The organism is Burkholderia sp. 22PA0099 (assembly GCF_047497165.1).
Taxonomy (GTDB): Bacteria; Pseudomonadota; Gammaproteobacteria; order Burkholderiales; family Burkholderiaceae; genus Burkholderia.
Genome location: NZ_CP163164.1, coordinates 595079 through 618573 on the forward strand (window position 1 = coordinate 595079; position 23495 = coordinate 618573).

Below are 23495 nucleotides of genomic sequence, written 5' to 3' on the forward strand. Positions count from 1 at the left end.
CGGTTCAGGTGGAACGATGCGACGAAGCATCGAGATGATCGAGGATCAGCGCGAGCGTGGTCCACAGCACGCGCTCGGTATCGGCAGCCAGCGCGGGCGCGGGCAGGCCGAGCGAGGCGGCCAGCGCTTGCGTGCGGTTTGGATCGAGCCAGGCCGACAGGTCCATTGCCGGCGCAAGACGGCCGCGCTTCGGGCCTGTCACCAGGCGCGCCGGCAGCGCCAGGCGGCCCCCCAGTTCGCGCAGGCACTGTTTGTCCGGGTCCGGCTCGAAGCTGGTCAGGTGCGCGACCACCGCGTCGTCGACGAACGGAGGCACCAGTTCCACGCCCGCCGCATCGAACAGCGCGTGGCACAGCGGTAGATAGTTCGCCGAACGATCGCGCCGCAGCACCTGATCGGCGCCGTCGCCGGTGATCGCCAGCTCGATGCCGTCGGCCGCCATCGCCTCGGCCAGCAACAGCTTGGCGACCGGATGCAGGTTGAACATCGGCTCTTCCACCGCCTGCGTGGTGCGCGGCAACGCGGCCACGAAATCGGCCTCGCTCACGCGCACGATCTTCACGTCGGCCTGCATCTGCGCGGCCAGTTCGAGCGCGGCATCGAGTTCGCAGTAATCGGGCATGTCGGTGGCGAGGATGTAGGACCTCACCTGCCGGTGCGCGCCCAACTCGCGCAGCAAGGCCAGCAGCAGCGCCGAGTCGAGCCCGCCGCTCAGCGCCAGCGCGACGCGCTTGCCGCTGTCGAGCGCGCGTTGCAGCGAGGCGCGCAGCACCGCGTCGAGGTTCGCGGGCCGGGCCGGCTCGCTCGCGGGCTGCACCGCCAGCCCCTGTGGCGTGCGCAACAGCGCATGGCCCGGCGGCACGGCCAGCACGTCGCGCAACACGGTGCGGCCGGCCAGGCGCGCGCCGCTCAGGTAACCGGCGATGGCCGCCGCGTCGGGCGCGCCGGCTGCGGGCTGGCCGGCATGCGCGGCGGCCTGCAACGTGGCGCGGATCGTGCCGGCCGACGCGCCGCTGCGCGGGTGGTAATGCAGGCGCTGGAAGCCGAATGCGTCACGCGTGCCGACGATCATGGGTAGCGAGCCTTCAAGGTGTCCACTTCGATGCGTTTCAGGATGCGATGCGGCGCGACCGGCGCGCTGCCGCCCTGGCAATGCAGGCAGGCTTCGAGCGGCGCTTCGCGCTGCAGGTAGGCCAGCAGCGCGTCGAGCATGCCGGGGCCGTCGCGCAGCGGCAGGCCGTCGGCCTGGAAATCCTTCGTACCCCGATAAAGCGTATGAAAATGCGCGGGCCGCGTGCAGGTGTAGAACATGCCGTCGCGAATCATATGGCAGCGCTCGCGAATCCAGCAATCGCGATACACGCGCTGCGCCTCGTCGCGATCGGTGGACGGCTGCGCGCGGTCCATGGTCGTGAACACGTCCTGCACCTTCCAGTTCAGGCGCACCGCGAAACGCGCGGCCTGCGCCTCGACATGCTCGACCAGCGCGGCGGGCAGCGCCGGCTTCGGGTAGCGCGAGATCGTCAGCGCATCCACCGCCTGCCAGAACGCGTCGCTCATCTCGCCGAGCTTCAGGCCGTTGGTGGTGACGGAGATGAGCGGCGCGATGCCGGTGTCGCGCACGCGCCCGACGATCTCGACGATCTCCGGATGCAGCAGCGGCTCGCCGCCGACCAGCTTGAACACGCGCGGGTTCAGCACCTTGCCGGCGATCCGCAGGTCCTGCTCGACCGACGCCGGGCTGACATGCCACTCGGGCAGCAGCGGCGACAGCGAACAGCATTGCGCGCAGGTCAGGTTGCAGTGATCGACGATATGCGTTTCGAGCGAGCGCGTCTGCACGCGGCCGCCCTCGACGCGGTAATGGCGCTCCATCGGCGGCGGAAACACATGCTTGCGCTCCCCCGCCGGGGCGGCCGGGTTCGGATCGGTAGTCATATCAGCGCCCTGCTTGCGCACAACGGGAAAAGAAATCGACGAGCGCGCCGCGCGCATCCACCATCGCGCCGGCCATCGTCACGGCGCCGGCCAGATGCGCGGCGAAGCGCGCCGGCTCGTCGAGCCAGCCCTGCACCACCCAGAGCTTGGTCGCATGTTGCAGGCACGCGGCGTCGACGGCCCACGCGAAGCGCTCGGCCGCCACCGGCCGCACGCGCAAATAGGCCAGCACGAACGCCTCGGCCAGCGCCGGCGCTTCCAGCGGCAAATGATTCAGACACCGAACCAGTTCGTATTCGCGCGGCGCGCCGATCGCCGCCTCCCAGTCGAGGATCACGGGCGGCAGCGCGGGCGTAAACAGATAGTTGAACTGGTTGTAGTCGTTGTGGATCGGGTGCTGCGGATCGTCGGCGGGGAACGCCGCGAGGCTGCCCGGATGGTAGCGGTCGAGCAGGCGGCGCGCGAGGTCGGCGTAGCGGTACAGCGGTTCGGCATCGGCACGATGGCGGGCCTGGTCGCAGGCGTCGTGCAGGCTGCGGCGCACCGCCTCGGCGTCGATCGCTTCGAGCCGTGTGCGGATCGTGTCCGCCGCCGGTAGCCGCAGCCCGTCGAGTTGCCCGTGCAGCGCCGCCAGGCTCGCGCCGAGCGCCGCCCATTCGGCCGGCGTGAACGTGTCGTAGGTGCGGAACCGGCCGTCTTGCCAATGCGTGAGCATCGCGTGCGTGCCGCCGTCCGACCAGAGCGGCGCGCCGCTCGACGTGCGCCGCAGACGCTGGATGCGAAAGCGTGCATCGTCGTGCGCCGCGAGATGCGCGAGCACGGCCGCTTCCTTCTCCGCGCGCGCACGATGCGCCGCCGCGTAGCACTTGACGGCGAAGCCGCCGCCCTCGCCCGGCAGGTGCCACACGCGCTCGCCGACGCGGCGCGGCGGCTCGCCCGGGCCAAGCGCATAGGCCGCGCGGATCGCGTCGAAGGAGGCGGCGGGCGGCGACATTCAGATGCGCTCGGCCGGGCCGTGGCGATACGGATGGCCGGTCAGGAACGTGTTGTTGCCCACGTAGCGCAGCTTGTACATCGCGGGGCGGAACAGCACCGACGGATCGTTGTTGGCGATGCCGAGCAGCGGATACAGGTCGTGCCGCACGAAGAACGCGTTGTTGCCCATGTCGTCGCAGCACACGAGTTCGTAGCCCTTGTCGCGGGCCAGATGGCACAGCGATTCGAGGCTCGCGCCGTAATAGGTCGAACCGTCCCATTCGTGATCGGGGTTGAAGCACATGACCCAGCGTTCGGGCGGCGCGTAGTACGGGTTGTATTCGATCGCGACGATGCGCGGGCTGAAGGCCCGCAAGCCGCGCCAGATCCAGTAGTCGTTGCCGTCGATGTCGATCGACAGCAGGTCGAAATCGGCGGGGATGCCCGCGTCGGCCAGCAGGCCGTCCACCGTGTCGGGTTGCACGCGGTCGTGGCGAAGCCGAACATGGCGCGCGCCGGCGTAGTGTTCGGCGAGCTTGCCGAAGCGATACGCGCTGCCTTCCACCAGCAGCCCCGACCAGCCCTGCTCGCGCAGCAGCAGCGCGGTGTTGCTGTTGCGCAGGCCGTCGCTCGCGCCGATATCGACGCACACGCGATGCACCGGCGCGATCCGCTCCATCAGCCGCGCCAGGATGCTTTCCTCGGTGCCCTGCGCGTACAGGCTCCGGGCCAGGCCGGACAGGTCGAGCGGAAGGGGACGGTCCTGCATGGAGAGGGCGGCTCCGGATCGGGATGGGGCGGGCGTTCGGTGGGTAATTTACCTGAAGTTATTTGTCGGGGGAAATCGGGTGGCCCCAACACCGCTCGCCGCCCTGCCCCGCTCAACTGCCGCTGGCATAACCCCCATCCACCGGCAGCGTCACCCCGGTCACGAACGCCGCGGCCGGCGACGCGAGGAACAGCGTCGCGCCGACCAGGTCCTCCGCCTCGCCCCAGCGCTTGAGCGCGCTGCGCGCGGCGATCTTCGGCGCGGCGGTGGGCGATTCCCACAACGGCCGCGTCATGTCGGTGCGGTGGTAGCCCGGCGCGATCGCGTTGACGCGCACGCCCGTCACGCCGAACGCATGGGCCAGCGAGCGCGTCAGGCCGAGGATGCCGGTCTTGCTCGCGCAATAGGCCGGCACTTCGGCGTCGGCCAGATAACTGAGCATCGAGGCGATGTTGATGATGCAGCCCTTGGTCCGCTCCAGGTGCGCACGCGCCGCCATCGACAAGCGCATCGCGGCGGTCAGGTTCACGTCGAGCACCTCGCGGAACACATCGTCTCGGTATTCGTCGAACGGCCGCGCCACGCCGGCCGCGTTGACCAGCACGTCGAGCGTCTCAAGGCCGGCCGCGAAGCGCTCGATCGCCTCGCCGTCGCGTACATCGAGCGCCGCGAAACGGATGCCGGCCAGCGAACGGTCGGCCTGCAACGCGTCGAGCTTGGCCGCTGAACTGCCGGTGGCGATTACCTGCGCGCCAAGCCCGGCGAAGCCTTCGGCGATGGCCAGCCCGATGCCGCTGGTCGCGCCCGACACCAGCACGGTGCGGCCCGCGAACAGTTGCGGATGAAAGGTCGGCGTGGAATGTGTTTCGATCGGGTTCATGCGGCTCTCGGCAGTTGAAGGTCGGCTTCCAGGCGCGCGCCGTAACGGTCCATGCTTTTCAGCGCGGCGACGAGCATCGTGGAATCGACCGGATAAGGTTCGTTGTGGATGATTTCGCCGCTGCGGCAGGCGCGGGCGGCGGCAATGCCGAGCGCGGCATCATCGGCCGCATCGACGTTGATCTGCGCGAGGCGCGTGGGCAGCCCCACGGCGCGGCAGAACGCGAACACGCGGCGCCGCTCGTCGTCGGGCACGGCGGACAGGAACAGCGAGGCCAGCACGCCCACCGCCACCTTCTCGCCATGCAGCAGGCCGTGCGACGACGGCAGGTCGGCCAGCCCGTGATGAATCGCATGCGCGGCCGCCACGCCGCCCGATTCGAAGCCGATGCCGGACAGCAGCACGGTGGCTTCGAGCGTCGCGTCGAAATCGGGCGTGACGAGTTGCGCGCGGCAATCCTGCACCGCCTGCACGGCGTGCGCGAACAGCATGTCGCGACACAAGCGGGCGGCCTCGAACGCCAGCGCCGTGCCGCGCCCGCCGCACAGGTTGCGCGCATAGGCGCGGCGGCAGGCGTCGGCTTCGTAGAACGTGGCGAGCGCGTCGCCGATGCCGGCGATGAAGAAGCGCGCCGGCGCGCGCACGATCACGGCCGTATCGAGCAGCACCAGGTCCGGGTTGCGGCGCACGAAGCGGTCGCGCACCACCCGCCCCGCGTCGTCGTAGATCACGGCCAGCGCGCTGCACGGCGCGTCGGACGCGGCCACCGTGGGTACGCAGACGAACGGCAGGCGCAGGTCGTCGGCGGCGGCGCGGCCGGTGTCGATCACCTTGCCGCCGCCGAACGACACGACGATATCGGCGCCGGCCGAGCGCACCCAGTCGGCCGTGTCGGCCACCGCGCGCTCGGTGCAGGCGGCGTCCACGGCGCGCACCTGCAACGCCACGTTGCCGGCGCGCGCGAGCACCGGTTCGAGCAGCGCCGCCACGTTGCGGTCGACGAGGCAGGCCGCGCGCGAGCCGAGCCGCGCGAGTTCGGCGTCGAGCGTGTCGAGCGCGCCCGCGCCCTGCACGTAGCGCGACGGAAAAATACTGGTTTTCAGCATGATGGTCAGGATGTCGAAGGATCGAGGGAAAGGCCGAGCGCGGCCGCCAGCTCGGCGGCGTCGTGCACCAGTTGAACTTGCGGCGGGAACAGCGCGACGTGTTCGGCATCGGCGGGCCAGCCCAGCACGCGCATGCCGGCGGCCAGCGCCGCCTGCGCGCCGGTCGGGCTGTCCTCCACCGCCACCGCGCGGGCGGCCGGCACGTCGAGCAGATAGGCCGCGCGCAAATACGGCTCGGGATCGGGCTTGCCGCGGCGCACGTCGTTGGCGCTGACGCTGATCAGTTCGGGCGACTGCAGGCCGAGCGCGTTCAGGTTCGCTTCTAGCAGCATGCGGCCCGCATTCGACACCACCGCCTGCGGCACGCCGGCCGCCTGCACGGCGCGCCAGACGCCGAGCGCGCCGGGGCGCTCGACCAGTTGCGGCGCTTCGGCCACGTAGCGCGCGGCCCGAAATGCCGACCACTCGCCGAAGCCGGCCTCGATGCCGAACCGCTCGCGCACGATGCGATGCACTTCGCGGCCGGTCTGCCCGAACATCAGCGGATGCAGCTCGTCGCCGGCCTGCACGCCGTGGTGCGCAAGCGCGGCCAGCAGCGTGCGCATATGCAGCGGCTCGCTCAGCGCGAGCGTGCCGTCCATGTCCCACAAAACCGCTTGCGGCGCGAGGTTCATGCCTGGCCCTCCGGTGCGGCGGCCTGCAGGCCGTCGAGATCGTCGTAGAACTGCTGCGCGCTGGCGTAGAGCCGCTCGAAGATCGGCATCATGCGGTCGTAGGTGTCGCTGGCGCGCGGGTCGGGCAGCACTTCGCGCTCGAAGCGCACGAAGCGGCGCACGGCGTCGCCGAGCGTGGCGAACTGGCCCGAGGCGGTGGCGGCCAGCAGCGCGCAGCCGATCACGCCGCATTCGACCTCGGCCGGCACCAGGATCGGCGTGCGATACATGCTGGCCTTGATGTCGAGCCACAGCGCGGCCTTCGCGCCGCCGCTGGCGGCCACCAGCCGCTCGATGCGCACGCCTTCGGGCTGGATCATCGCCATGTGCCGGCGCACGCCGAACGCCACGCCTTCGAGCACCGCGCGATGCAGATGCGACAGCCCGTGGCGGGCCGCGATGCCGAAAAATTGCGCACGCGAATTCGGATGCTCGCCGAAGCGCTCGCCGCTCAGGTAGGGCAGGAAGAACAACCCCTCGGCGCCCACCGGCGCTTCGGCCGCCTTGCGCGCCACGGCTTCGTAGGACAACGCGTTTTCATGAAACGCGCGGCGCGCCCAGCGCATCGCGTCGCCGCCCGAATCGAGCAGCGTGAAGCGGCCCCAGTGGCCCTCGCAGGTCGCCACGTTCGACACCTCGGGGTGCAGCATCGGCGCGTCGGCGATCACGGTGATGATCGACGAGGTGCCGGTGATGTCCGAGGCCAGCCCCGGCTCGAACACCCCCGAGCCGAGCACCGAGGCCGGGTAGTCGGCCGCGCCGACCAGCACCGGCGTGCCTTCGCGCAGGCCGGTGGCCGCTGCGGCGGCCTGGGTCACCTGGCCGAGCAGTTCGTGCGGCGCGCGCACCGGCGGCATCTTGCGCGGGTCCAGCCCGAGTTCGTCGAACATCGAGGCGGACCACATGCGCGTTTTCGGGTCCATCAGGAACATCATCGACGCGTCGCTCCAGTCGCAGGCGCGCTCGCCGGTCAGGCGGAAGTTGACGTAATCCTTCGGCATGAACACGGTGGCCGCACGCGCGTAGGCGTCCGGCTCGTGATCGCGAATCCATTGCAGCTTGAACGCCGGCCACGCGGCGGTGGGCGGGTTGGCGGTGCGCGGCAGGTAGGCATGCGCGTCGCCCTGCCCTCGGTAGCGCGCGCGAAACGCTTCCACCTGCGGCGCGGCGCGCTTGTCGTTCCAGAGCGGCGCGGTATCGCGCGTGAGCTGGCCGTCGGCGTCGATCAGCACCGTGCCGTGCATCTGCCCGCAGGCGCAGATTGCGGCCAGGTTGCGGGCCGCGTCCGGCTCGGCCGCCAGCACTTCGCGGATCGCCTCGACCGCGCCGGCCCACCAGTCGAGCGGGCGCTGCTCGGCCCAGCCGTAGCGCGGCACGTGCTGCTCGTGCTCGCGCGCGGCGAGCCGGCGAATCCGGCCGTCGGCATCCACCAGCGCGGCGCGCACGCTGCCGGTGCCGACATCGATCGCAAGATAAGGGCTTGTCTCCATCTTCGTTGGTTCGTTGTGCTTCGTGAATCGGCGGGCCGCCACGCCCGATCAGCTACCGTGCCGCGAGGAAGGGAGCGCCGGCGCATCGGCCCGCACCCGCCACGCGCACTGCGTGCGGGCGCGATACAGCGCCAGCGCGCACTGCTCCTCGACGATCCGCGCATCGATCGCGGCCGGCTCGATGGTGTTGAAATCGAACAGGCCGTGGTGATGCGCGATCATCGCGCGCATGCCGGCCGCCTTGCAGAGCGAGACGGCCTCGTCCAGCGTGAAATTGCCGGGCACGCCGTTGCCGCTGCGCTCGTCGTCGCGGCCGTTGACCGGCAGCAGCGCAAGATGCGGCGCGAGCGCGGCCACCTGCTCCGGCAAGCCGTCGTACGGCACGCAATCGCCCGAGTGATAGAGCCGCACGCCCGCGATCTCGATCACGTAGCCGAGCCACGGATGGCGGCCCTGCGCATCGACGTCGAGCGTCTCGTGCGCCGACGGCACCGGCGAGACGCGCACACCGGCCAGCGGCTCGACGCACTCGCCGGCATCCACCGGAATCAGCCGCGCGGCATCCACGCCGCAGCGCTTGACGGCCTCGTCGAGCGTGGCGGCCGGCACCACGAAGCGCAGCTGCGGAAAGCGCCGCGCGAGCGGCTGCAAGGTGTCGGGGTCCATATGATCGGTGTGGCGGTGCGTGCACAGCACCAGGTCCACCCGCTCGAAATCGTCGGGCGCGACCGGCGCGGCCATCATGCGCCGGTGCGGATAGCGCGTGCCGCGATACTTGTTCGCGAGCGAATCCGACAGATACGGATCGATCAGCAGGCGCCGCCCCGCGCCCTCGATCACGAAGCCGGCCTGGCCCAGCCAGTAGAGCGCGACGCCGCCGGCCGGCGGCGCGGGCGCGAACGCGTCCGACGCGGCGCTCGCGCGCCTGGCGAGACGCGCGGCCAGCGGCATCTCGAAGGTTTCGACGTCGATCGACAGCGGCATGGCGTTCATGGTTACCAGCACACGTAGCCGCCATCGGCGAGCACGATCGAGCCGGTCATCAGGCTCGCGGCCTCGCTGGCGAGGAACAGCACCACCGAGGCAACCTCGTCCACGCGCCCGAGCCGGTTCATCGGCGTGCCGCCGACCCAGTGGCGGTACATCTCCGGGTCCTCGTACACATACTTGTTCATCTCGGTATCGATATAGGTGGGCGCGACCGCATTGACGCGCACGCCGCGCGCGCCCCATTCGGCGGCCAGCGAGCGCGTCAGGTGATGGACGCCCGCCTTCGACGCGTTGTAGTTGGCCTGCTCCTGCGGCCGGTTCACGACGAAGCCCGACATCGAGCCGACGTTGACGATGCTGCCGCCGCCGCTCGCCAGCATGCTCTTGCCGAACGCGCGGCAGCAGCGAAACACGCCGTTCAGGTTCACGTCGATCACGCGATCCCACACCTCGTCGGTCATGTTCTCGGCCGGATGGTTCGAGATCGCGATGCCGGCGTTGTTGACCAGCACGTCCACGCGCCCGTGACGGGCGATCACCGCGTCGTGCACGCGCTGCACGCCGGCCGCGTCGGTCACGTCGAGCAGTTCGGCCTCGACCTGCGCGCCGGCCGCCGTCAGTGTCGCCACGGCCTCGTCGAGCGCGCCGCGATGCATGTCGGTCAGCACCACGCGCGCGCCGGCCTGGCTCAGCGCTTCGGAAATCGCGAAGCCGATGCCGCGCGCGGCGCCGGTTACCACGGCGAGCTTGCCGTCGAGGCGGAATTTGTCGAGATACATCGTCAATCCTTCAGTTGAGTGCGGGCGCCGGGGCGGCGCGGGAAATCAGGCGGCCGGCGCGGGCTTGCCGGCCGCCGCGGCGATCCGGCAAATGTCGTCGAAGGCCGGGCCGCGCGTCGGGATCTCGATATGAAACACCTCGGCGATCACCCGCGTCCATCCGTAGATGAAGTAGGTCCAGCCGTCCTCCACCTGCAGGCCGCGCGCCGCCTGCTGCGCGCGCGCCTGGTCGAGAAACACCAGCTTGCCGCGATAGTTCAGGTCCCAGGCCACCGCGCGCTCCGGAAAGCGGGCCGCGTCGGTCAGCGGCGAGCCGGGCGCGTCCTTGCCCAGCCCGGTGGCGTTGATCACGAGCGCGCCCGGCGACAGCCGCGCCAGCACGGCGTCGTTGTCCTCGGCGCGCGGCGCGGTCACGTATTCGCACGGCACGCCGAGATCCAGCTCGCGGTGAATCCGTTCCAGTTCCTCCAGCCGGCCGGCCGAGCGGTTCGAGACGATCACGCGCGACGGCCGGTTCGCGCCGCGGCTCGCCTGCATCAGATGCCAGGTCAGCGCAATGGTGGAGCCGCCCGCGCCCATCGAAAACACTTCCGCGCCGGTGCGGGCGAAGTGCTGCTCGGGCAGGAAACCGTCGAGCGACAGGCCCGAGGTGATCGGATCCTTCGCATGACAGACGAATTTGCCGTCGCGCTTCGACAGGCAACTGGTTTCGCCCATCAGCCGCGAATGCGGATCGATCTCGTCGAACAGATCCTGGCAGGCGGCGTACAGGTCGATCTTGTGGGTGGTGACGAGCGCGCCGAGCGACAGCGGATCGTCGCGCAGGAATTGCACGGTTTCCCGGTAGGCCTCGCGGCTCGCGTGCAGCGGGAAATCGATGCCCTTGATCTCGACATCGCCCAGGCCCAGATGCCGCGCCCACTCGGGGAACACGCGCATGATCGAACTCTGGCCGGTGGTCACGCCGATGAAGTAGAAGGTCGGACGGGTGGCGGGGGAATGGCTCATCGGGCTTGCTCCGTTTCATGGCGGCGCGCGACCAGCGCCTCGATGTCCTCGGCGCTGCGCGCGCGCCAGGCCGGGTTGGGTTCGCTGCGCCAGCCGCCGTTACCGTCGCTCACGATGCGCTGGCGCATGCCGTTGGCGCGCTCGATGATCGCGTAGTCCTGCCCCGAATCGGCCGGATAGCAGAACAGCATGACGAAATCGCCGTCGCCCAGGTTCACCGAGCGATGAATCCAGCGCGGCGGCACGTAGCACACCGTATGGGCGCGGATCTCGACGATGCGCGTCTCGCCGTCCGGCGCCTCCATCAGCATCAGGCCATGGCCCTTGAGCCCGAAATACAGCTCGGGGCGGTCGATGTTCGCGTGGATATGGCCGCGCGTCATGAAGAACTCGTCGCCCACCCTGCCCGCGCTCATGCGGGTCACACCCGTGATCAGGTCGCCCGGCTCGGCATTCGGCCGGTGGTCGGTGACTTCGTAGACAACCTCGCTCGCCCGCGTCGCGGCCAGCGCATCGAACGCCGCCGTATCGGCATAAAGGCCGGCGAGATCGCCAAGGCGTTTCTGATAGTGCGAATCGGTGCCGGCCATCAGGCCGGTATCCAGATCCACGTCGAACGAACGCGGCTCGGGCCATTGCATGACTGTTTCTCCCTCTGAGAACTCGAATGAAACGTTAGTTTTCGTGATGATATAGTTTGTGAAACAAACGAACACTCGGGTTTTCACTAGGAAAAATCCCAGGAATTGCAAATATAATGATTGCAACACTATCGTTACGAACCCGGAAAGGCTGCGATTCGACCCGCAGGCCAGCCGGACATGCAGGAGACGACTTCATGCAAGAGATGCCCGATCCGGCCCGCGCCGCCACGGTGGTCGCGGCGCTGCGCGAGGCGCTGGGCGCCGCCGTGGTGAGCCTGCCGGCCGATTTCGCCGGCCGCCGCCACGCCGATTCCAGCCGCATGCCGTGCGCCGAACCGATCGCGCTGGTGCGCCCGCGCTCCACCGAACAGGTGTCGGCCGCGCTGCGCATCTGTCATGCGCACCACCAGCCGGTGGTCACGCAGGGCGGCCTGACCGGCCTGGCGGGCGGCGCCTGCATGCTGGGCGGGGAAGTGGCCTTGAGCCTGGAACTGATGAACGCGATCGAGGAGATCGATCCGGTCAGCGCCACCATGACGGTGCAGGCCGGCGTGCCGCTGCAAACCGTGCAGGAAGCGGCCGAGGCGGCCGGCTTCATGTTTCCGCTCGATCTCGGCGCGCGCGGCAGCGCGACCATCGGCGGCAACCTCGGCACCAACGCGGGCGGCAATCGCGTGATCCGCTACGGGATGATGCGCGAGCAGGCGCTCGACGTCGAAGCGGTGCTGGCCGACGGCAGCGTGGTGGGCGGCCTGCGCAAGATGATCAAGAACAACACCGGCTACGACCTGCGCAACCTGCTGATCGGCAGCGAAGGCACGCTCGGCGTGATGACGCGCGCGGTGCTGCGACTGCGCCCGAAGCCGCGCGCGGTGTCCACCGCCTGGTGCGGCGTGCCCGATTACGACGGCGTCACCCGGCTCCTGCGTCTTGCCCAGGAGCGCCTGCCGGCCGGCGTGTCGGCGTTCGAGGTGATGTGGCCCGGCTATTACGACTTCGTGCTGTCGCGCCTGCCCGAACTGCGCGCGCCGCTCGCGGGCCGGCACGCGTTCTACGTGCTGCTGGAAAGCAGCGGCGCCGACCCCGACAGCCAGCACGCCGCGTTCGAGTCGTTTCTCGGCGAGATGCTCGAAGCCGGCACGCTGGACGACGCCGCGCTGGCCGCCAACGAGGCGCACGCCGCCGCGTTCTGGGCGATCCGCGACGCGCCCGGCGAATACGGCCGGCTGATTCCGGGCCGCGTGTCGTTCGACATCAGTTTCTCGATCGCCGAGGTCGGCATCGCGGCGCAACGCTGCGAGCAGCGGCTGCGCGCGCAATGGCCGAACGCCAGCATCCTCGTCTACGGCCATCTCGGCGACGGCAACCTGCACGTCGTGGTGCAGGAGCCGGACTGGCCGGCGAGCGCCGCGGCCGAGGTCAAGCGCGTGGTGTATGGCGTGACGGCCGAACTCGGCGGCTCGGTGTCGGCCGAGCACGGCATCGGCACCAAGAAGCTCGAGGTGCTGGCGCTGTCGCGCCGCCCCGAGGAGCTGGCCGCGATGCGCGCCGTGAAGGCCGCGCTCGACCCGCGCGGCATCCTGAACCCCGGCAAGCTGCTGGCGCCGTGACGCGCCGCGCCCCGCATTTCCGGGCGAGCGCACCGCGCCGCCCTTTCGCGTGACACACCCACAAGAGGAGGAGACATGTCGCGTCTTATGAAGAAGCTGTGCTGCGCCGCCGCGTTCGCCGCGGCCGGCATCATCGCCACCGCACCCGCGTTCGCCGCCGACAAGCTCAAGGTCGGCATTTCGATGAAGGTGCTCAACGCACCGTATTTCGCGGCGGCCATGGAATCGGCCAAGGCGCGCGCCACCGAACTCGGCGCGGACGTGATCGTGGCCGATGCGCAGGGCAAGATGGGCAAGCAGATTTCCGACGTGGAGGATCTGGTCACGCGCGGCGTCAAGGTGCTGCTGATCGATCCGGCCGATCCCGAGGCGCTGGTGGGCGCGGTGAACGCCGCGAGCGCGGCCGGCGTGAAGGTGGTGGTGTTCGACAGCACGCTCGACCCGAAGGCCAACTACGTCACGCTGGTGCAGTCGTCGAACAGCGAGAACGGCGCGCTGGTGGGCCGCTGGGTGGTGGACAACACCGGCGGCAAGCCGCTGAAGATCGCGCTGCTGTCCGGCGAGAAGGGCAACCCGGTCGGCAAGGAACGGCGCGACGGCGTGCTGGCCGGCATCGTCGAGGCGCAGCTCGAAAAAACCGGCAAGTCGAACCTGCAGATCGTCGGCCAGGGCTGGGGCAACTGGTCGGACGAAGGCGGCCTGAAGGCGATGGAAGACCTGCTGGTAGCCAACAAGGACATCAACATGGTGCTCGCCGAGAACGACAGCATGCTGCTCGGCGCGCGCCGCGCGATCCAGAGCGCGAACCGCGACGGCATCACGCTGGTGGCGGCGGCCGACGGCCAGAAGGAAGCGCTCGCGCTGATCAAGCAGGGCAAGTACGGCGTGACCGCGCTCAACGATCCGGCGCTGGTCGCGCGCACCGCGGTGGACATCGGCGTGAAGGCCGCCAAGGGCCAGGCCGGTGCAGTGCCGAAGCTGTCGTACACGCCGGCGGTCGCGATCTCGAAGAGCAACGTCGACAAGTACTACAACCCGAAAGCGATCTTCTGACGCTTTCTTCGTCGCATGCGCGCGCCGCCCGCGGCTGGCGCGCGCCCGAGTGGAGACACAGTCCAATGATTCCGTTCATCGCACTAACCGGCATCGGCAAGCGGTTCGGCGGCATTCACGCGATCGAGAACATCGATTTCGACGTGCACGGCGGCGAGGTGCATGCGCTCGTCGGCGAAAACGGCGCGGGCAAATCGACGCTGATGCGCGTGATCGGCGGCGGCCACCAGCCCGACGCCGGCACGATCCGCGTGCAGGGCCGCGAGAGGGTGCTGCGCAACCCGCACGCGGCGCTGGCCGAGGGCATCGCCGTGATCCACCAGGAGACGGCGCTGGCGCCCGACCTGTCGGTGGCCGAGAACGTGTTCCTGGCCGCCCTGCCCGCCGTGATCGACTGGCGCGGCCTGCGTGCGAAGGCGCGCGCGTTGATCGCCAGCCTCGGCTTCGACATCGACCCGGCCGCGCTGGTCGGCACGCTGTCGGCCGCGCAATGCCAGGTGATCGAGATCGCCAAGGCGCTGTCGGGCGAACTGAAGCTGCTGGTGCTCGACGAGCCGACCGCCGCGCTCGCGCCGTCCGACGCCGAACGCCTGCTGGAGATCGTGCGCTCGCTGCGCGCGCGCGGCGTGGGCATCGTCTATATCTCGCACCGGCTGGAGGAAGTGTTCGCGATCGCCGACCGGATCACGGTGCTCAAGGATGGCCGCCGCGTCGATACCGTCGTGCCGACCGAGATTTCGCGCGACGAGCTGATTCGCAAGATGGTCGGCCGGCCGCTGTCGGTGCTGTTCCCCGAACGGCACGCCACGGCCGGCGAGGTGGTGCTGAAGGTGGACGGGCTGGCGCGCGGCGAAGCGGTGCGCGGCGTGTCGTTCTCGCTGCGCGCGGGCGAGGTGGTCGGGCTGGGCGGGCTGATCGGTTCGGGCCGCACCGAGGTGGCGCGGCTGATCTTCGGCGCGGACCGGGCCGAGGCCGGCAGCATCGAACTGAAGGGCAAGCGCCTGAACGCGCGCACGCCGATGGCGGCGGTGCGCGCCGGCATCGGCCTGGTGCCCGAGGATCGCAAGGGCCAGGGCGCGGTGCTCGCGATGCCGATCCGCATCAACGCCACGCTCGCCTCGCTGAAATCGGTCAGCGCGCCGGGCGGCTTTCTCGCGTTCCGCCGCGAGCGCGAGGCGGTCGCGCAACTGATGGACGCGCTGCGCATCAAGGCCCGCTCGATGGATGCCGACGTTTCCACGCTGTCGGGCGGCAACCAGCAGAAGGTGGTGCTCGCCAAGTGGTTTCATGCCGACGGCGATCTGATCATCCTCGACGAGCCGACGCGCGGCGTGGACGTGGGCGCGAAGGTAGAGATCTACACACTGATCAACCAGTTGGCCGAACGCGGCAAGGCGCTGCTGGTGATCTCGTCCGAGCACCAGGAACTGATGGGGCTGTGCGATCGCATCATGGTGATGGGCGAAGGCCGCATCCGTGGCGAACTGCAGCCCGCCGACTACAGCGAGGAAGCGATCCTCGCGCTCTCGCTGCGCCGCGATCCCGGCGAAACCCACGGCTCCCCGCATGCCGGCCCGCAAGCGGCCGGGCGCGAGGACGCCTCCCTCATTCACGGTTGACGCGGCCTTTGCTGCAGCCCCGGAACGTTCTACCCGTTTGGAGACACCCATCATGAATCCCAGCGCCGCTACCTCGAACCCGCGCCAGCGCCCCGCCGCCGGCTCGAAGCTCAAGCATGCCTGGCAATCCGCGCGCCGCTTCAACACGGTGGCGATCCTCGTCGTGCTGGTGATCGCGGCGTCGTTCATCTCGAGCGACTTCTTCTCCGCGCCCAACCTCGCCAACATCACGCGCCAGGTGGCCGGCGTCGGCATCATGTCGGTCGGCATGCTGCTGGTGGTGCTGACCGGCGGCATCGACCTGTCGGTCGGCTCGGTCGCGGCGCTCGGCAGCGTGCTGTCGGCGATGCTGATCCCCGAGCACGGGCTGGCGTTCGCGCTGGCGGCCGCGCTCGTGACGGGCGGCCTGTGCGGCCTCGTGTCGGGCGTGCTGGTGGCGTTCTGCCGGCTGACGCCGTTCGTCGTGACGCTCGCCATGATGACGGTGGCGCGCGGCATCGCGATGATCGTCTCGAACGGCTCGCCGATCCTGGTGGACGACGCGGGCCAGGCCCTGCTCGACTTCGGCCGCCACAGCTACTTCGGCATTCCCGGCCCGACGCTGGTGATGCTGCTGGTGTTCGTGGCGGGCGGCATCGCGCTCGGCCGGATGCGCGCCGGCCGCGTGGTGCGCGCGATCGGCTCGAACGAGGAGGCGGTGCGGCTGTCGGGCGTGCCGGTGGCGCGCCACATTCTCGGCACCTACGTGTGCTCCGGCGCGCTGGCCGCGCTGGCCGGCATCGTCTCGACGGCGCGCGCCAGCGTGGGCGCGCCCACCGTGGGCGTGGGCGACGAGCTGACCGTGATCGCGGCGGTGGTGATCGGCGGCGCGAGCCTGGCCGGCGGCAAGGGCGGCGTGCTCAACACGCTGATGGGCGTGCTGATCCTCGGCGTGATCGGCAACATCATGAATCTGGCCAGCGTGCCGGGCTATCACCAGCAGGTCGTGATGGGCGCGATCATCGTCGCGGCGGTGCTGATGCAGCAGGGCGCGGGCTTCTGGCGCCGCTGGATATTCCGCTAAACTCCGCGTTGGATGCGCCTCGCGGTTGCCGTGCCGCGATGCGCCGCATGACGCTCCGCATGAGCCTTTTGCGCTTCATGCCCGCCAGTCAAGGAAGGAAACAACGCGTGCCCGACTACAACATCCTCGAAGTGATCGACCGTGCCCGGCCCGAGCTGCGGCGCGGCAGCCGCCAGGTGGCCGACTACATCCTGGAGAACGTGCATTCGATCGCGGAAGTGAGCCTGTCCGAACTCGCGCGGCTCGCCCAGGTCAGCGAGCCGACCATCCTGCGCTTCTGCGCGACGATCGGCTGCAACGGCTTCAAGGATTTCAAGATCCGCGTGGTGCAGAGCCTCGCGCTCGGCGCGCCGGCCACGCATTCGGTGCTGTCCGATGCGGACACGCCCGAAACGGTGGCCACCAAGATCTTCGACTACACCATCACGAGCCTCGACTGGGCGCGCAAGAAGCTCGATTTCGAGGCGATCGGCCGCGCCGTCGAATTGCTGGCCTCGGCCGCGCGCATCGAGTTCTTCGGCTTCGGCGCGTCGGGCATCGTGGCGCTCGACGCGCAGCAGAAATTCCCGCTGTTCGGGGTGCCGTGCGTCGCGCACCAGGATTCGCACCAGCAGTTCATCGCCGCGTCGATGCTCAAGCCCGGCGACGCGGTGGTGGCGATCTCGAACACCGGCGCCACGCGCTCGCTGATCGAGGTGGCGCGCACCGCCAAGGAACGCGGCGCGATCGTGGTGGTGATCACCGGCTCGCAGGGGCCGCTCACGCGCTACTGCGACGTGGCGGTGGTGGCCGAAACGCTGGAGAACACCGACGTCTACACGCCCACCACCTCGCGCCTCGCGGCGCTGGTGATCGTCGACATCCTGTCCACCAGCGTCGCGTTGCGCAAGGGCGAAACCCACGCCCGCGACGTGCAGGACATGAAGCGCCATCTCGCCGACATGCGCACCTCCGGCATGATCTGAGCCGCATCCGCAGGGGCCGGCCCCCTGCTCCGTTTTTCTTTCGTCCTTTTTGTTTTGCACTGCGAAGCGAAAGCGCGGGCCGCATCAATTGCGCGGCCCGCGCCGCCGCTCGCCCGAACCTTTCCCAAACCGCCATGAAGATACTTGTCGCAGTCAAACGCGTCGTCGATTACAACGTGAAGGTTCGCGTGAAATCGGACGGCACCGGCGTCGATCTCGCCAACGTGAAGATGTCGATGAACCCGTTCGACGAAATCGCCGTCGAGGAGGCCGTGCGCCTCAAGGAGCAAGGCGTGGCCAGCGAGGTGGTGGCCGTGTCGATGGGCGTGGCGCAGGCGCAGGACACGCTGCGCACCGCGCTGGCGATCGGCGCGGACCGCGCGATCCTGGTCGAATCGAACGCCGAGCTGCAACCGCTCGCGGTGGCCAAGCTGCTGCATGCGCTGATCGAACGCGAGAAGCCGCAACTGGTGCTGCTCGGCAAGCAGGCCATCGACGACGATGCCAACCAGACCGGCCAGATGCTGGCCGCGCTCGCCGGGCTGCCGCAGGCCACGTTCGCGGCGAAGCTCACGATCGCCGACGGCCGCGCCAGCGTCGATCGCGAGGTGGACGGCGGCACCGAAACGCTCTCGCTGGCCCTGCCCGCCGTGGTCACGGCCGACCTGCGCCTGAACGAGCCGCGCTACGTCACGCTGCCCAACATCATGAAGGCCAAGAAGAAGCCGCTCGCCACGCTCACGCCCGACGAACTGGGCGTGGACGTCGCGCCGCGCCTGCACACGCTGCGCTTCGCCGAGCCGCCCAAGCGCGGCGCGAGCATCAAGGTGGCCGACGTGCACGCGCTCGTCGACAAGCTGCGCAACGAATCCCAAGTCTTGTAAGGAGCACGAACCATGACGACGCTCGTCATTGCGGAACACGAACACGCGGCGCTGAAGGCCGCGACGCTGCACGCCGTCACGGCGGCCCGGCAACTCGGCGGCGAGGTGCATGTGCTGGTGGCCGGCTGGCAGGCGCAGGCGGCGGCCGACGCGGCCGCGCGCATCGCCGGCGTGGCGAAGGTGCTGCTGGCCGATGCGCCCCGGCTCGAACACGGGCTGGCCGAACCGCTCGCCGAGACGGTGCTCGCGCTCGCCGGCCAGTATTCGCACATCGTCGCGCCGGCCACGACGGCCGGCAAGAACGTCGCGCCGCGTATCGCGGCCCGGCTCGACGTCGCGCAACTCTCGGACATCACGGCCGTGCTCGGCGCGGATACGTTCGAGCGGCCGATCTACGCGGGCAACGTGATCGCCACAGTGCAATCGCGCGATGCCATCAAGGTGATCACGGTGCGCGCCACGGCCTTCGACGCCGCCGAGGCGACGGGCGGCCATGCGTCGATCGAAACGGTGGAAGCGGTGGAGGCGGTGGAGGCGATGGACACCGGCGGCGGCCGGGCCGAGTTCGTCGGCCGGCAGGTCACGAAGCTCGATCGCCCCGAACTGACGAGCGCGAAGACCGTGGTGTCGGGCGGGCGCGGCCTGGGCAGCGCGGAGCATTACGCGCAACTGCTCGAACCGCTCGCGGACACGCTCGGTGCGGCGCTCGGCGCCTCGCGCGCGGCCGTCGACGCCGGCTATGTGCCGAACGATTATCAGGTGGGTCAGACCGGCAAGATCGTCGCGCCGGATCTGTATCTGGCGATCGGCATTTCGGGCGCGATCCAGCATCTGGCCGGCATGAAGGACGCCAAGGTGATCGTGGCGATCAACAAGGACGAGGAAGCGCCGATCTTCGGCGTGGCGGATTACGGGCTCGTCGGGGATCTGTTCACCGCCGTGCCGGCGTTGACGGCGGCGCTGAAGTAAGCCCACGCGCCGCGCGTATCGTCAGGCGATCTTGCCTCGGCACGGGCCGGCGCCCGAAGCGAGGCACGCGTTCGCCGGTCGTTCAGCCGGCGGTGCGCAGCGCATCGAACCACGACCCCACGAATCCGTAGCGCAGCACGTATTCGTGGCGCCCTCCCTCGCGGCGAATCTCCATCTCGCCGACAATCCCGGCCAGTTCGCCGCTGCCCGAACCCGGCACCACGGTCACGCGCAGCGCTTCCTTGCCCGCATGCATCTGCCCGTGATGCGACAGCGCGAAACCGCCCTCGCGGCCATCGAGCGTGCCGACGAACGATTCGAGCGCAACGTAGGTCGCCTCGCCGCTGGCCGGCTGCCCGATGCTGAGCATCTCGCCGGCCGCGTGGCCCTGCAGCGGTCCGCTGTATTCCTTCTCCAGCGTGAGCCGCCCGAGGGCGGCGGCGCCGGCCGGCACGCCCGGCAGCTCGGGCGCGCCGATCCGGACGCTGAATTCGCCAGCGGCGACAGTAGCTTTGGGATTCGACGAAGACGAAAACGAAGACGATGTCACGAACACACACTCCCTGGAATGAATGGCGGCGGGGCCGCTAGCCGATGGCGCTGGCCCCGCGCGGCATGTCGAAAGATTCGACGACCCTCATCCTCGGTCAGCGCGCGGCGCTTGTCCAGCCTCGATGTTCAGTCCACCGACAAGCGCCATGCGAACGCGAACAGCGCGGCCGCGAACGTGTAGCGCTGCAGCGTCTGCGCGAGCGGGTGGGCGCGCATCCACGACGCGATCCGCGACGCGCCCGCCACATAGCCCGAATCGAACACCGCGCCCAGCGCCACCAGCAGCACGCCGAGCACCGTCACCTGCACGCCCACCGAGCCGGCTTCCGGCCGCACGAACTGCGGCAGCAGCACCGAGCAGAACAGCAGCGCCTTCGGGTTGAGCAGGTTGGTCAGCAAACCCTTGGTGAACGCCTGACGCAGCACGTCCGAGCCGGGCGCGACAGCCGCGCCGCCCGGCATCGCGAACGGCGGCGAGCGGAAGATCTGCCAGGCGACATAGGCCAGATACGCCGCGCCGCCATAACGGACGATGTCGTACAGCCAGGGCGCGCTGCGCAGCAACGCGGCCACGCCGCAGGCGGACAGCGTCACGTGCACCGCCCGCGCGAGCGCCAGCCCGCCCGCCGCCGCCATCCCCGGACGCATGCCGCGCTGGATGCTGGTCTGCAGCAGCAGCGCCATGTCGGGGCCGGGCAACGCGAAAACGGCGGCCAGCGCCGCGACGTAGAGGGCGAGCAAATGGAGCGAAATCATGGGGCGGATCGGCGAAAAGAGAGGTCGAAGAGAGGTCAAAAGGGTCGCTTCGAAACACGGCGCGCGCGCCGTGCGAAGGCGCTCCAGTGTGCCCGGGTTCGCGGAGCGCTTTTGAGCCATTTACGGCCTTTCTCGACGACATCCGAGGCGGATTCCTCTATATTTCCTCCATCGAACAACGGAATCCGCCCACCATGGACGACCTCGACAAAACCGACCGCGCCATCCTCGCCGCCGTGCAGCGCGACGGCCGTATCCCGATCGCGCGGCTGGCCGACACGGTGGGCCTCAGCGAAACGCCGTGCGCGCGCCGCCTCAAGCGGCTCGAGAACGAAGGGTATGTGGAGCGCTATCGCGGCCAGCTCTCGCGCAAGAAGCTCGGCTACGGCGTGGTGGCGTTCGTGCTGCTGCGCATCGCCGTGCACGACCGCGCGCTCGGCGATCGTTTCGAGCGCGAGGTGCTGGCGATGCCGCGCATCCTGTCGTGCCACAACGTGTCCGGCTCGGCGGACTATCTGCTGCAGGTGATCGGGCGCGATCTCGACGATTACGGCAGCTTCGTGCGCGACGTGCTGCGTGTGCTGCCGGGCGTCACGTCGGTGGAATCGGTGCTGTCGCTGCGCGAGGTCAAGGGCGATCAGGGCTTGCCGATCGCCTGAGGCGTGATTTCCCCTGTTTCGCCACCGGCCGGCACGCGCAGATGCGCGCTGGCCAGATCCTCCAGGAACGCCGCGACGATCGGGGCCTTCTTCGCGCGCCGCGCCACGACCATGTGGAACGTCACGTCGTAGTTCAGCAACTCGGGGTTGAGCGGCGCGAGCAAGCCCTGCGCCACGTAGGGCGCCGCGAAATGCTCGGGCAGGTAGCCGAGGTGATGCCCCGACAGGATCAGCAGCGCGACCGCCTCCATGTTGTCGGCGGTGCCGGTCACGCGATCGGGCGAGGTGGACAGTTGCGCCTCGGGCAGCGGATAGCTGCGCCAGGCCCATTCGTGCGCGGCCGCGTCGGCGGCGGACAGCCCGCCCGCCTGCTCGAACAGCGGATGCCCGCGCCCGCAATAGGCCACCTGCCGCTCGATGAACAGCGGCGTGTAGTCGAGCACCGGCACGCGATGCCAGAAATAGCCGATCGCGATCTGGATCTCGTCGCCGAGCAGCTTTTCCTCCAGGTCGCCGGGCGGGCGCACCGAAATCGAAAAACGCACGGCCTCGTCGCGCGTGCGGAACGCGGCGATCGCCTCGGCGATGCGCGCGTTCTGGCTGATCGGCGTATGCCCGATCAGGCCGATGTTGAGCGTGCCCACCAGTTGGCGATCCATGTGCCGCGCGGCACTGCCGAATTCGTCGAGCGCCACCAGCAGCTTGCGGCTCATCGACTGGAAGCGTTCGCCCTTCGGTGTCAGCCGGAAACCGCTGCGGCCGCGCTCGCAGAGCCGGTAGCCGAGCCGCGTCTCCAGCGACGACAACTGCGCGCTGATGGTGGATTGCCCCACGTTCAGCACCGCCTGCGCGGCGGTCACGCCGCCCGCGTCGGCCACTGCCAGAAACACGCGGATCAGACGCAGATCGAGCGTCGACAGATTCCCCAGCACGGATGCTCCCCCTTGATTACATCGATCCGGATCGATGTTGACGTCGAAACCTTGGCATTCTTCCAGCCCGGCAAAACGCGTACAACTATGCGTCGCGCCGCGTCGAATGATACGGCGGCTCCCGTTCCACACGAAACAGAATCATCGAGACGCCCATGAACGACACCCCCTTCTTCCAGCCGCTCGGCGGCAACGACATGCCGCGCAGCGGCGGCATCGCGACGATGATGCGCCTGCCCCACGTGCCGAGCGCGGCCGGCCTCGACGCCTGCTTCGTCGGCGTGCCGTTCGACCTGGGCACCTCGAACCGCACCGGCGCGCGCTTCGGCCCGCGCCAGATCCGCGCCGAATCGGTGCTGCTGCGCCCGTACAACATGGCCACCCGCGCCGCGCCGTTCGATTCGCTGCGCGTGGCCGATGTGGGCGACGTGGCGATCAACCCCTACAATCTGCTCGATTCGATCGCCCGCATCGAAACCGCCTACGACGCGATCCTGGCCCACGATTGCAAGCCGATCACGCTCGGCGGCGACCACACCATCGCGCTGCCGATCCTGCGCGCGATCCACCGCAAGCACGGCAAGGTCGCATTGATTCACGTCGATGCGCACGCCGACGTCAACGATACGATGATGGGCGAGAAGATCGCGCACGGCACGCCGTTCCGCCGCGCGGTGGAGGAAGGCCTGCTCGCGACCGATCGCGTGGTGCAGATCGGCCTGCGCGGCACCGGCTACGCCGCCGAGGATTTCGACTGGTGCCGCGAGCAGGGCTTTCGCGTGGTGCAGGCCGAAGCGTGCTGGAATCAGTCGCTGGCGCCGCTGATGCGCGAGGTGCGCGAGCAGATCGGCAACACACCCGTCTACATCAGCTTCGACATCGACGGCATCGATCCGGCCTACGCGCCGGGCACCGGCACGCCGGAAATCGCCGGGCTGACCGTGCCGCAAGCACTCGAAATCATTCGGGGTGCGTACGGCCTCAATATCGTCGGCGCCGACCTCGTGGAAGTGGCACCGCCCTACGATCCGTTCGGCACCACCGCGCTGCTCGGCGCGAATCTCGCCTACGAACTGCTGTGCGCGTTTCCCGGCGTGAAGCTGCGCGACTGAGCCCCGGCTCCCCCACGCTACGCGGCACC

Annotated in this window: 24 protein-coding genes; 9 read left to right on the forward strand and 15 right to left on the reverse strand. The window is 69.5% G+C overall.

From position 1 onward, the window contains the following. Nucleotides 1-4 precede the first annotated feature (4 nt). The 12 genes from AB4851_RS02655 to AB4851_RS02710 form a co-directional block, all read right to left on the reverse strand. Nucleotides 5-1072, reverse strand: coding sequence for an asparagine synthase-related protein (locus AB4851_RS02655; protein WP_414448319.1), 1068 nt, complete (start codon nt 1070-1072; stop codon nt 5-7). Beyond that, nucleotides 1069-1938 (reverse strand): radical SAM protein, encoded by an 870-nt coding sequence (locus tag AB4851_RS02660; protein WP_414448320.1) that lies wholly within the window; start codon nt 1936-1938, stop codon nt 1069-1071. Before AB4851_RS02660 ends, AB4851_RS02655 begins: the two co-directional genes overlap by 4 nt. Nucleotide 1939: 1 nt before the next feature. Continuing rightward, complete coding sequence (locus tag AB4851_RS02665) at nt 1940-2932, reverse strand: aminoglycoside phosphotransferase (protein WP_414448321.1); 993 nt, start codon at nt 2930-2932, stop codon at nt 1940-1942. Beyond that, nucleotides 2933-3682 (reverse strand): hypothetical protein, encoded by a 750-nt coding sequence (locus AB4851_RS02670; RefSeq protein WP_414448322.1) that lies wholly within the window; start codon nt 3680-3682, stop codon nt 2933-2935. A 112-nt stretch (nt 3683-3794) separates the two neighbouring features. After that, entirely contained in the window at nt 3795-4562 is a 768-nt protein-coding gene (locus AB4851_RS02675; RefSeq protein ID WP_414441078.1) for an SDR family NAD(P)-dependent oxidoreductase, read from the reverse strand. After that, the gene (locus AB4851_RS02680; protein WP_414448323.1) at nt 4559-5668 is read right to left on the reverse strand and encodes a glycerol dehydrogenase; all 1110 of its coding nucleotides are present in this window, start codon (nt 5666-5668) and stop codon (nt 4559-4561) included. Before AB4851_RS02680 ends, AB4851_RS02675 begins: the two co-directional genes overlap by 4 nt. A gap of 5 nt (nt 5669-5673) precedes the next feature. Next, nucleotides 5674-6342, reverse strand: a complete 669-nt coding sequence (locus AB4851_RS02685; protein ID WP_414448324.1) for an HAD family hydrolase — start codon at nt 6340-6342, stop codon at nt 5674-5676. Further along, the gene (locus AB4851_RS02690) at nt 6339-7871 is read right to left on the reverse strand and encodes a xylulokinase (RefSeq protein ID WP_414448325.1); all 1533 of its coding nucleotides are present in this window, start codon (nt 7869-7871) and stop codon (nt 6339-6341) included. Before AB4851_RS02690 ends, AB4851_RS02685 begins: the two co-directional genes overlap by 4 nt. 48 nt (nt 7872-7919) lie before the next feature. Then, nucleotides 7920-8864: an MBL fold metallo-hydrolase gene (locus AB4851_RS02695; protein WP_414448326.1), complete on the reverse strand. Its 945-nt coding sequence runs from the start codon at nt 8862-8864 to the stop codon at nt 7920-7922. Nucleotides 8865-8866: 2 nt separating this feature from the next. Then, a complete protein-coding gene (locus AB4851_RS02700; RefSeq protein ID WP_414448327.1) occupies nt 8867-9640 on the reverse strand; it encodes an SDR family NAD(P)-dependent oxidoreductase in 774 nt (257 codons plus the stop codon). Nucleotides 9641-9685: 45 nt separating this feature from the next. Beyond that, nucleotides 9686-10648 (reverse strand): shikimate dehydrogenase family protein, encoded by a 963-nt coding sequence (locus AB4851_RS02705; RefSeq protein ID WP_414448328.1) that lies wholly within the window; start codon nt 10646-10648, stop codon nt 9686-9688. Next, nucleotides 10645-11289, reverse strand: a complete 645-nt coding sequence (locus tag AB4851_RS02710) for a glucose-6-phosphate isomerase (RefSeq protein ID WP_414448329.1) — start codon at nt 11287-11289, stop codon at nt 10645-10647. The genes AB4851_RS02705 and AB4851_RS02710 overlap by 4 nt, the downstream gene beginning before the upstream one ends. Nucleotides 11290-11486: 197 nt before the next feature. On the opposite strand from AB4851_RS02710, the gene AB4851_RS02715 reads away from it, so the two are divergent. From AB4851_RS02715 to AB4851_RS02745, 7 genes are all read left to right on the forward strand, one after another. Continuing rightward, nucleotides 11487-12902, forward strand: coding sequence for an FAD-binding oxidoreductase (locus AB4851_RS02715; RefSeq protein ID WP_414448330.1), 1416 nt, complete (start codon nt 11487-11489; stop codon nt 12900-12902). Between the two features lie 75 nt (nt 12903-12977). Next, complete coding sequence (locus AB4851_RS02720) at nt 12978-13955, forward strand: substrate-binding domain-containing protein (protein ID WP_414441069.1); 978 nt, start codon at nt 12978-12980, stop codon at nt 13953-13955. Nucleotides 13956-14020: 65 nt separating this feature from the next. Then, entirely contained in the window at nt 14021-15574 is a 1554-nt protein-coding gene (locus AB4851_RS02725) for a sugar ABC transporter ATP-binding protein (protein WP_414448331.1), read from the forward strand. 52 nt (nt 15575-15626) lie between these two features. Continuing rightward, the gene (locus AB4851_RS02730) at nt 15627-16637 is read left to right on the forward strand and encodes an ABC transporter permease (RefSeq protein WP_414441067.1); all 1011 of its coding nucleotides are present in this window, start codon (nt 15627-15629) and stop codon (nt 16635-16637) included. Nucleotides 16638-16744: 107 nt separating this feature from the next. Next, entirely contained in the window at nt 16745-17602 is an 858-nt protein-coding gene (locus tag AB4851_RS02735) for an SIS domain-containing protein (protein WP_414441066.1), read from the forward strand. 134 nt (nt 17603-17736) lie between these two features. Continuing rightward, complete coding sequence (locus tag AB4851_RS02740; protein ID WP_414448332.1) at nt 17737-18486, forward strand: electron transfer flavoprotein subunit beta/FixA family protein; 750 nt, start codon at nt 17737-17739, stop codon at nt 18484-18486. A 12-nt stretch (nt 18487-18498) separates the two neighbouring features. Next, nucleotides 18499-19455, forward strand: a complete 957-nt coding sequence (locus AB4851_RS02745; protein ID WP_414448333.1) for an electron transfer flavoprotein subunit alpha/FixB family protein — start codon at nt 18499-18501, stop codon at nt 19453-19455. An 82-nt stretch (nt 19456-19537) separates the two neighbouring features. On the opposite strand, the gene AB4851_RS02750 is transcribed toward AB4851_RS02745, so the two are convergent. Both AB4851_RS02750 and AB4851_RS02755 read right to left on the reverse strand, forming a co-directional pair. Further along, nucleotides 19538-20005, reverse strand: a complete 468-nt coding sequence (locus AB4851_RS02750; protein ID WP_414448334.1) for a DUF3224 domain-containing protein — start codon at nt 20003-20005, stop codon at nt 19538-19540. A gap of 128 nt (nt 20006-20133) precedes the next feature. Next, a complete protein-coding gene (locus AB4851_RS02755; protein WP_414448335.1) occupies nt 20134-20763 on the reverse strand; it encodes a LysE family translocator in 630 nt (209 codons plus the stop codon). Nucleotides 20764-20957: 194 nt separating this feature from the next. Between AB4851_RS02755 and AB4851_RS02760 the strand changes: the two genes are divergently transcribed. Further along, nucleotides 20958-21422 (forward strand): Lrp/AsnC family transcriptional regulator, encoded by a 465-nt coding sequence (locus tag AB4851_RS02760; protein ID WP_414441061.1) that lies wholly within the window; start codon nt 20958-20960, stop codon nt 21420-21422. On the opposite strand, the gene AB4851_RS02765 is transcribed toward AB4851_RS02760, so the two are convergent. Then, nucleotides 21401-22354 carry a LysR family transcriptional regulator gene (locus AB4851_RS02765; protein WP_414441060.1) on the reverse strand — a complete coding sequence of 318 codons (954 nt, stop codon included), beginning with the start codon at nt 22352-22354 and terminating at the stop codon, nt 21401-21403. The two genes, AB4851_RS02760 and AB4851_RS02765, sit on opposite strands and share 22 nt — an antisense overlap. A gap of 155 nt (nt 22355-22509) precedes the next feature. Between AB4851_RS02765 and speB the strand changes: the two genes are divergently transcribed. Continuing rightward, nucleotides 22510-23466: an agmatinase gene (gene speB, locus AB4851_RS02770; protein ID WP_414441059.1), complete on the forward strand. Its 957-nt coding sequence runs from the start codon at nt 22510-22512 to the stop codon at nt 23464-23466. Nucleotides 23467-23495: the final 29 nt, after the last annotated feature.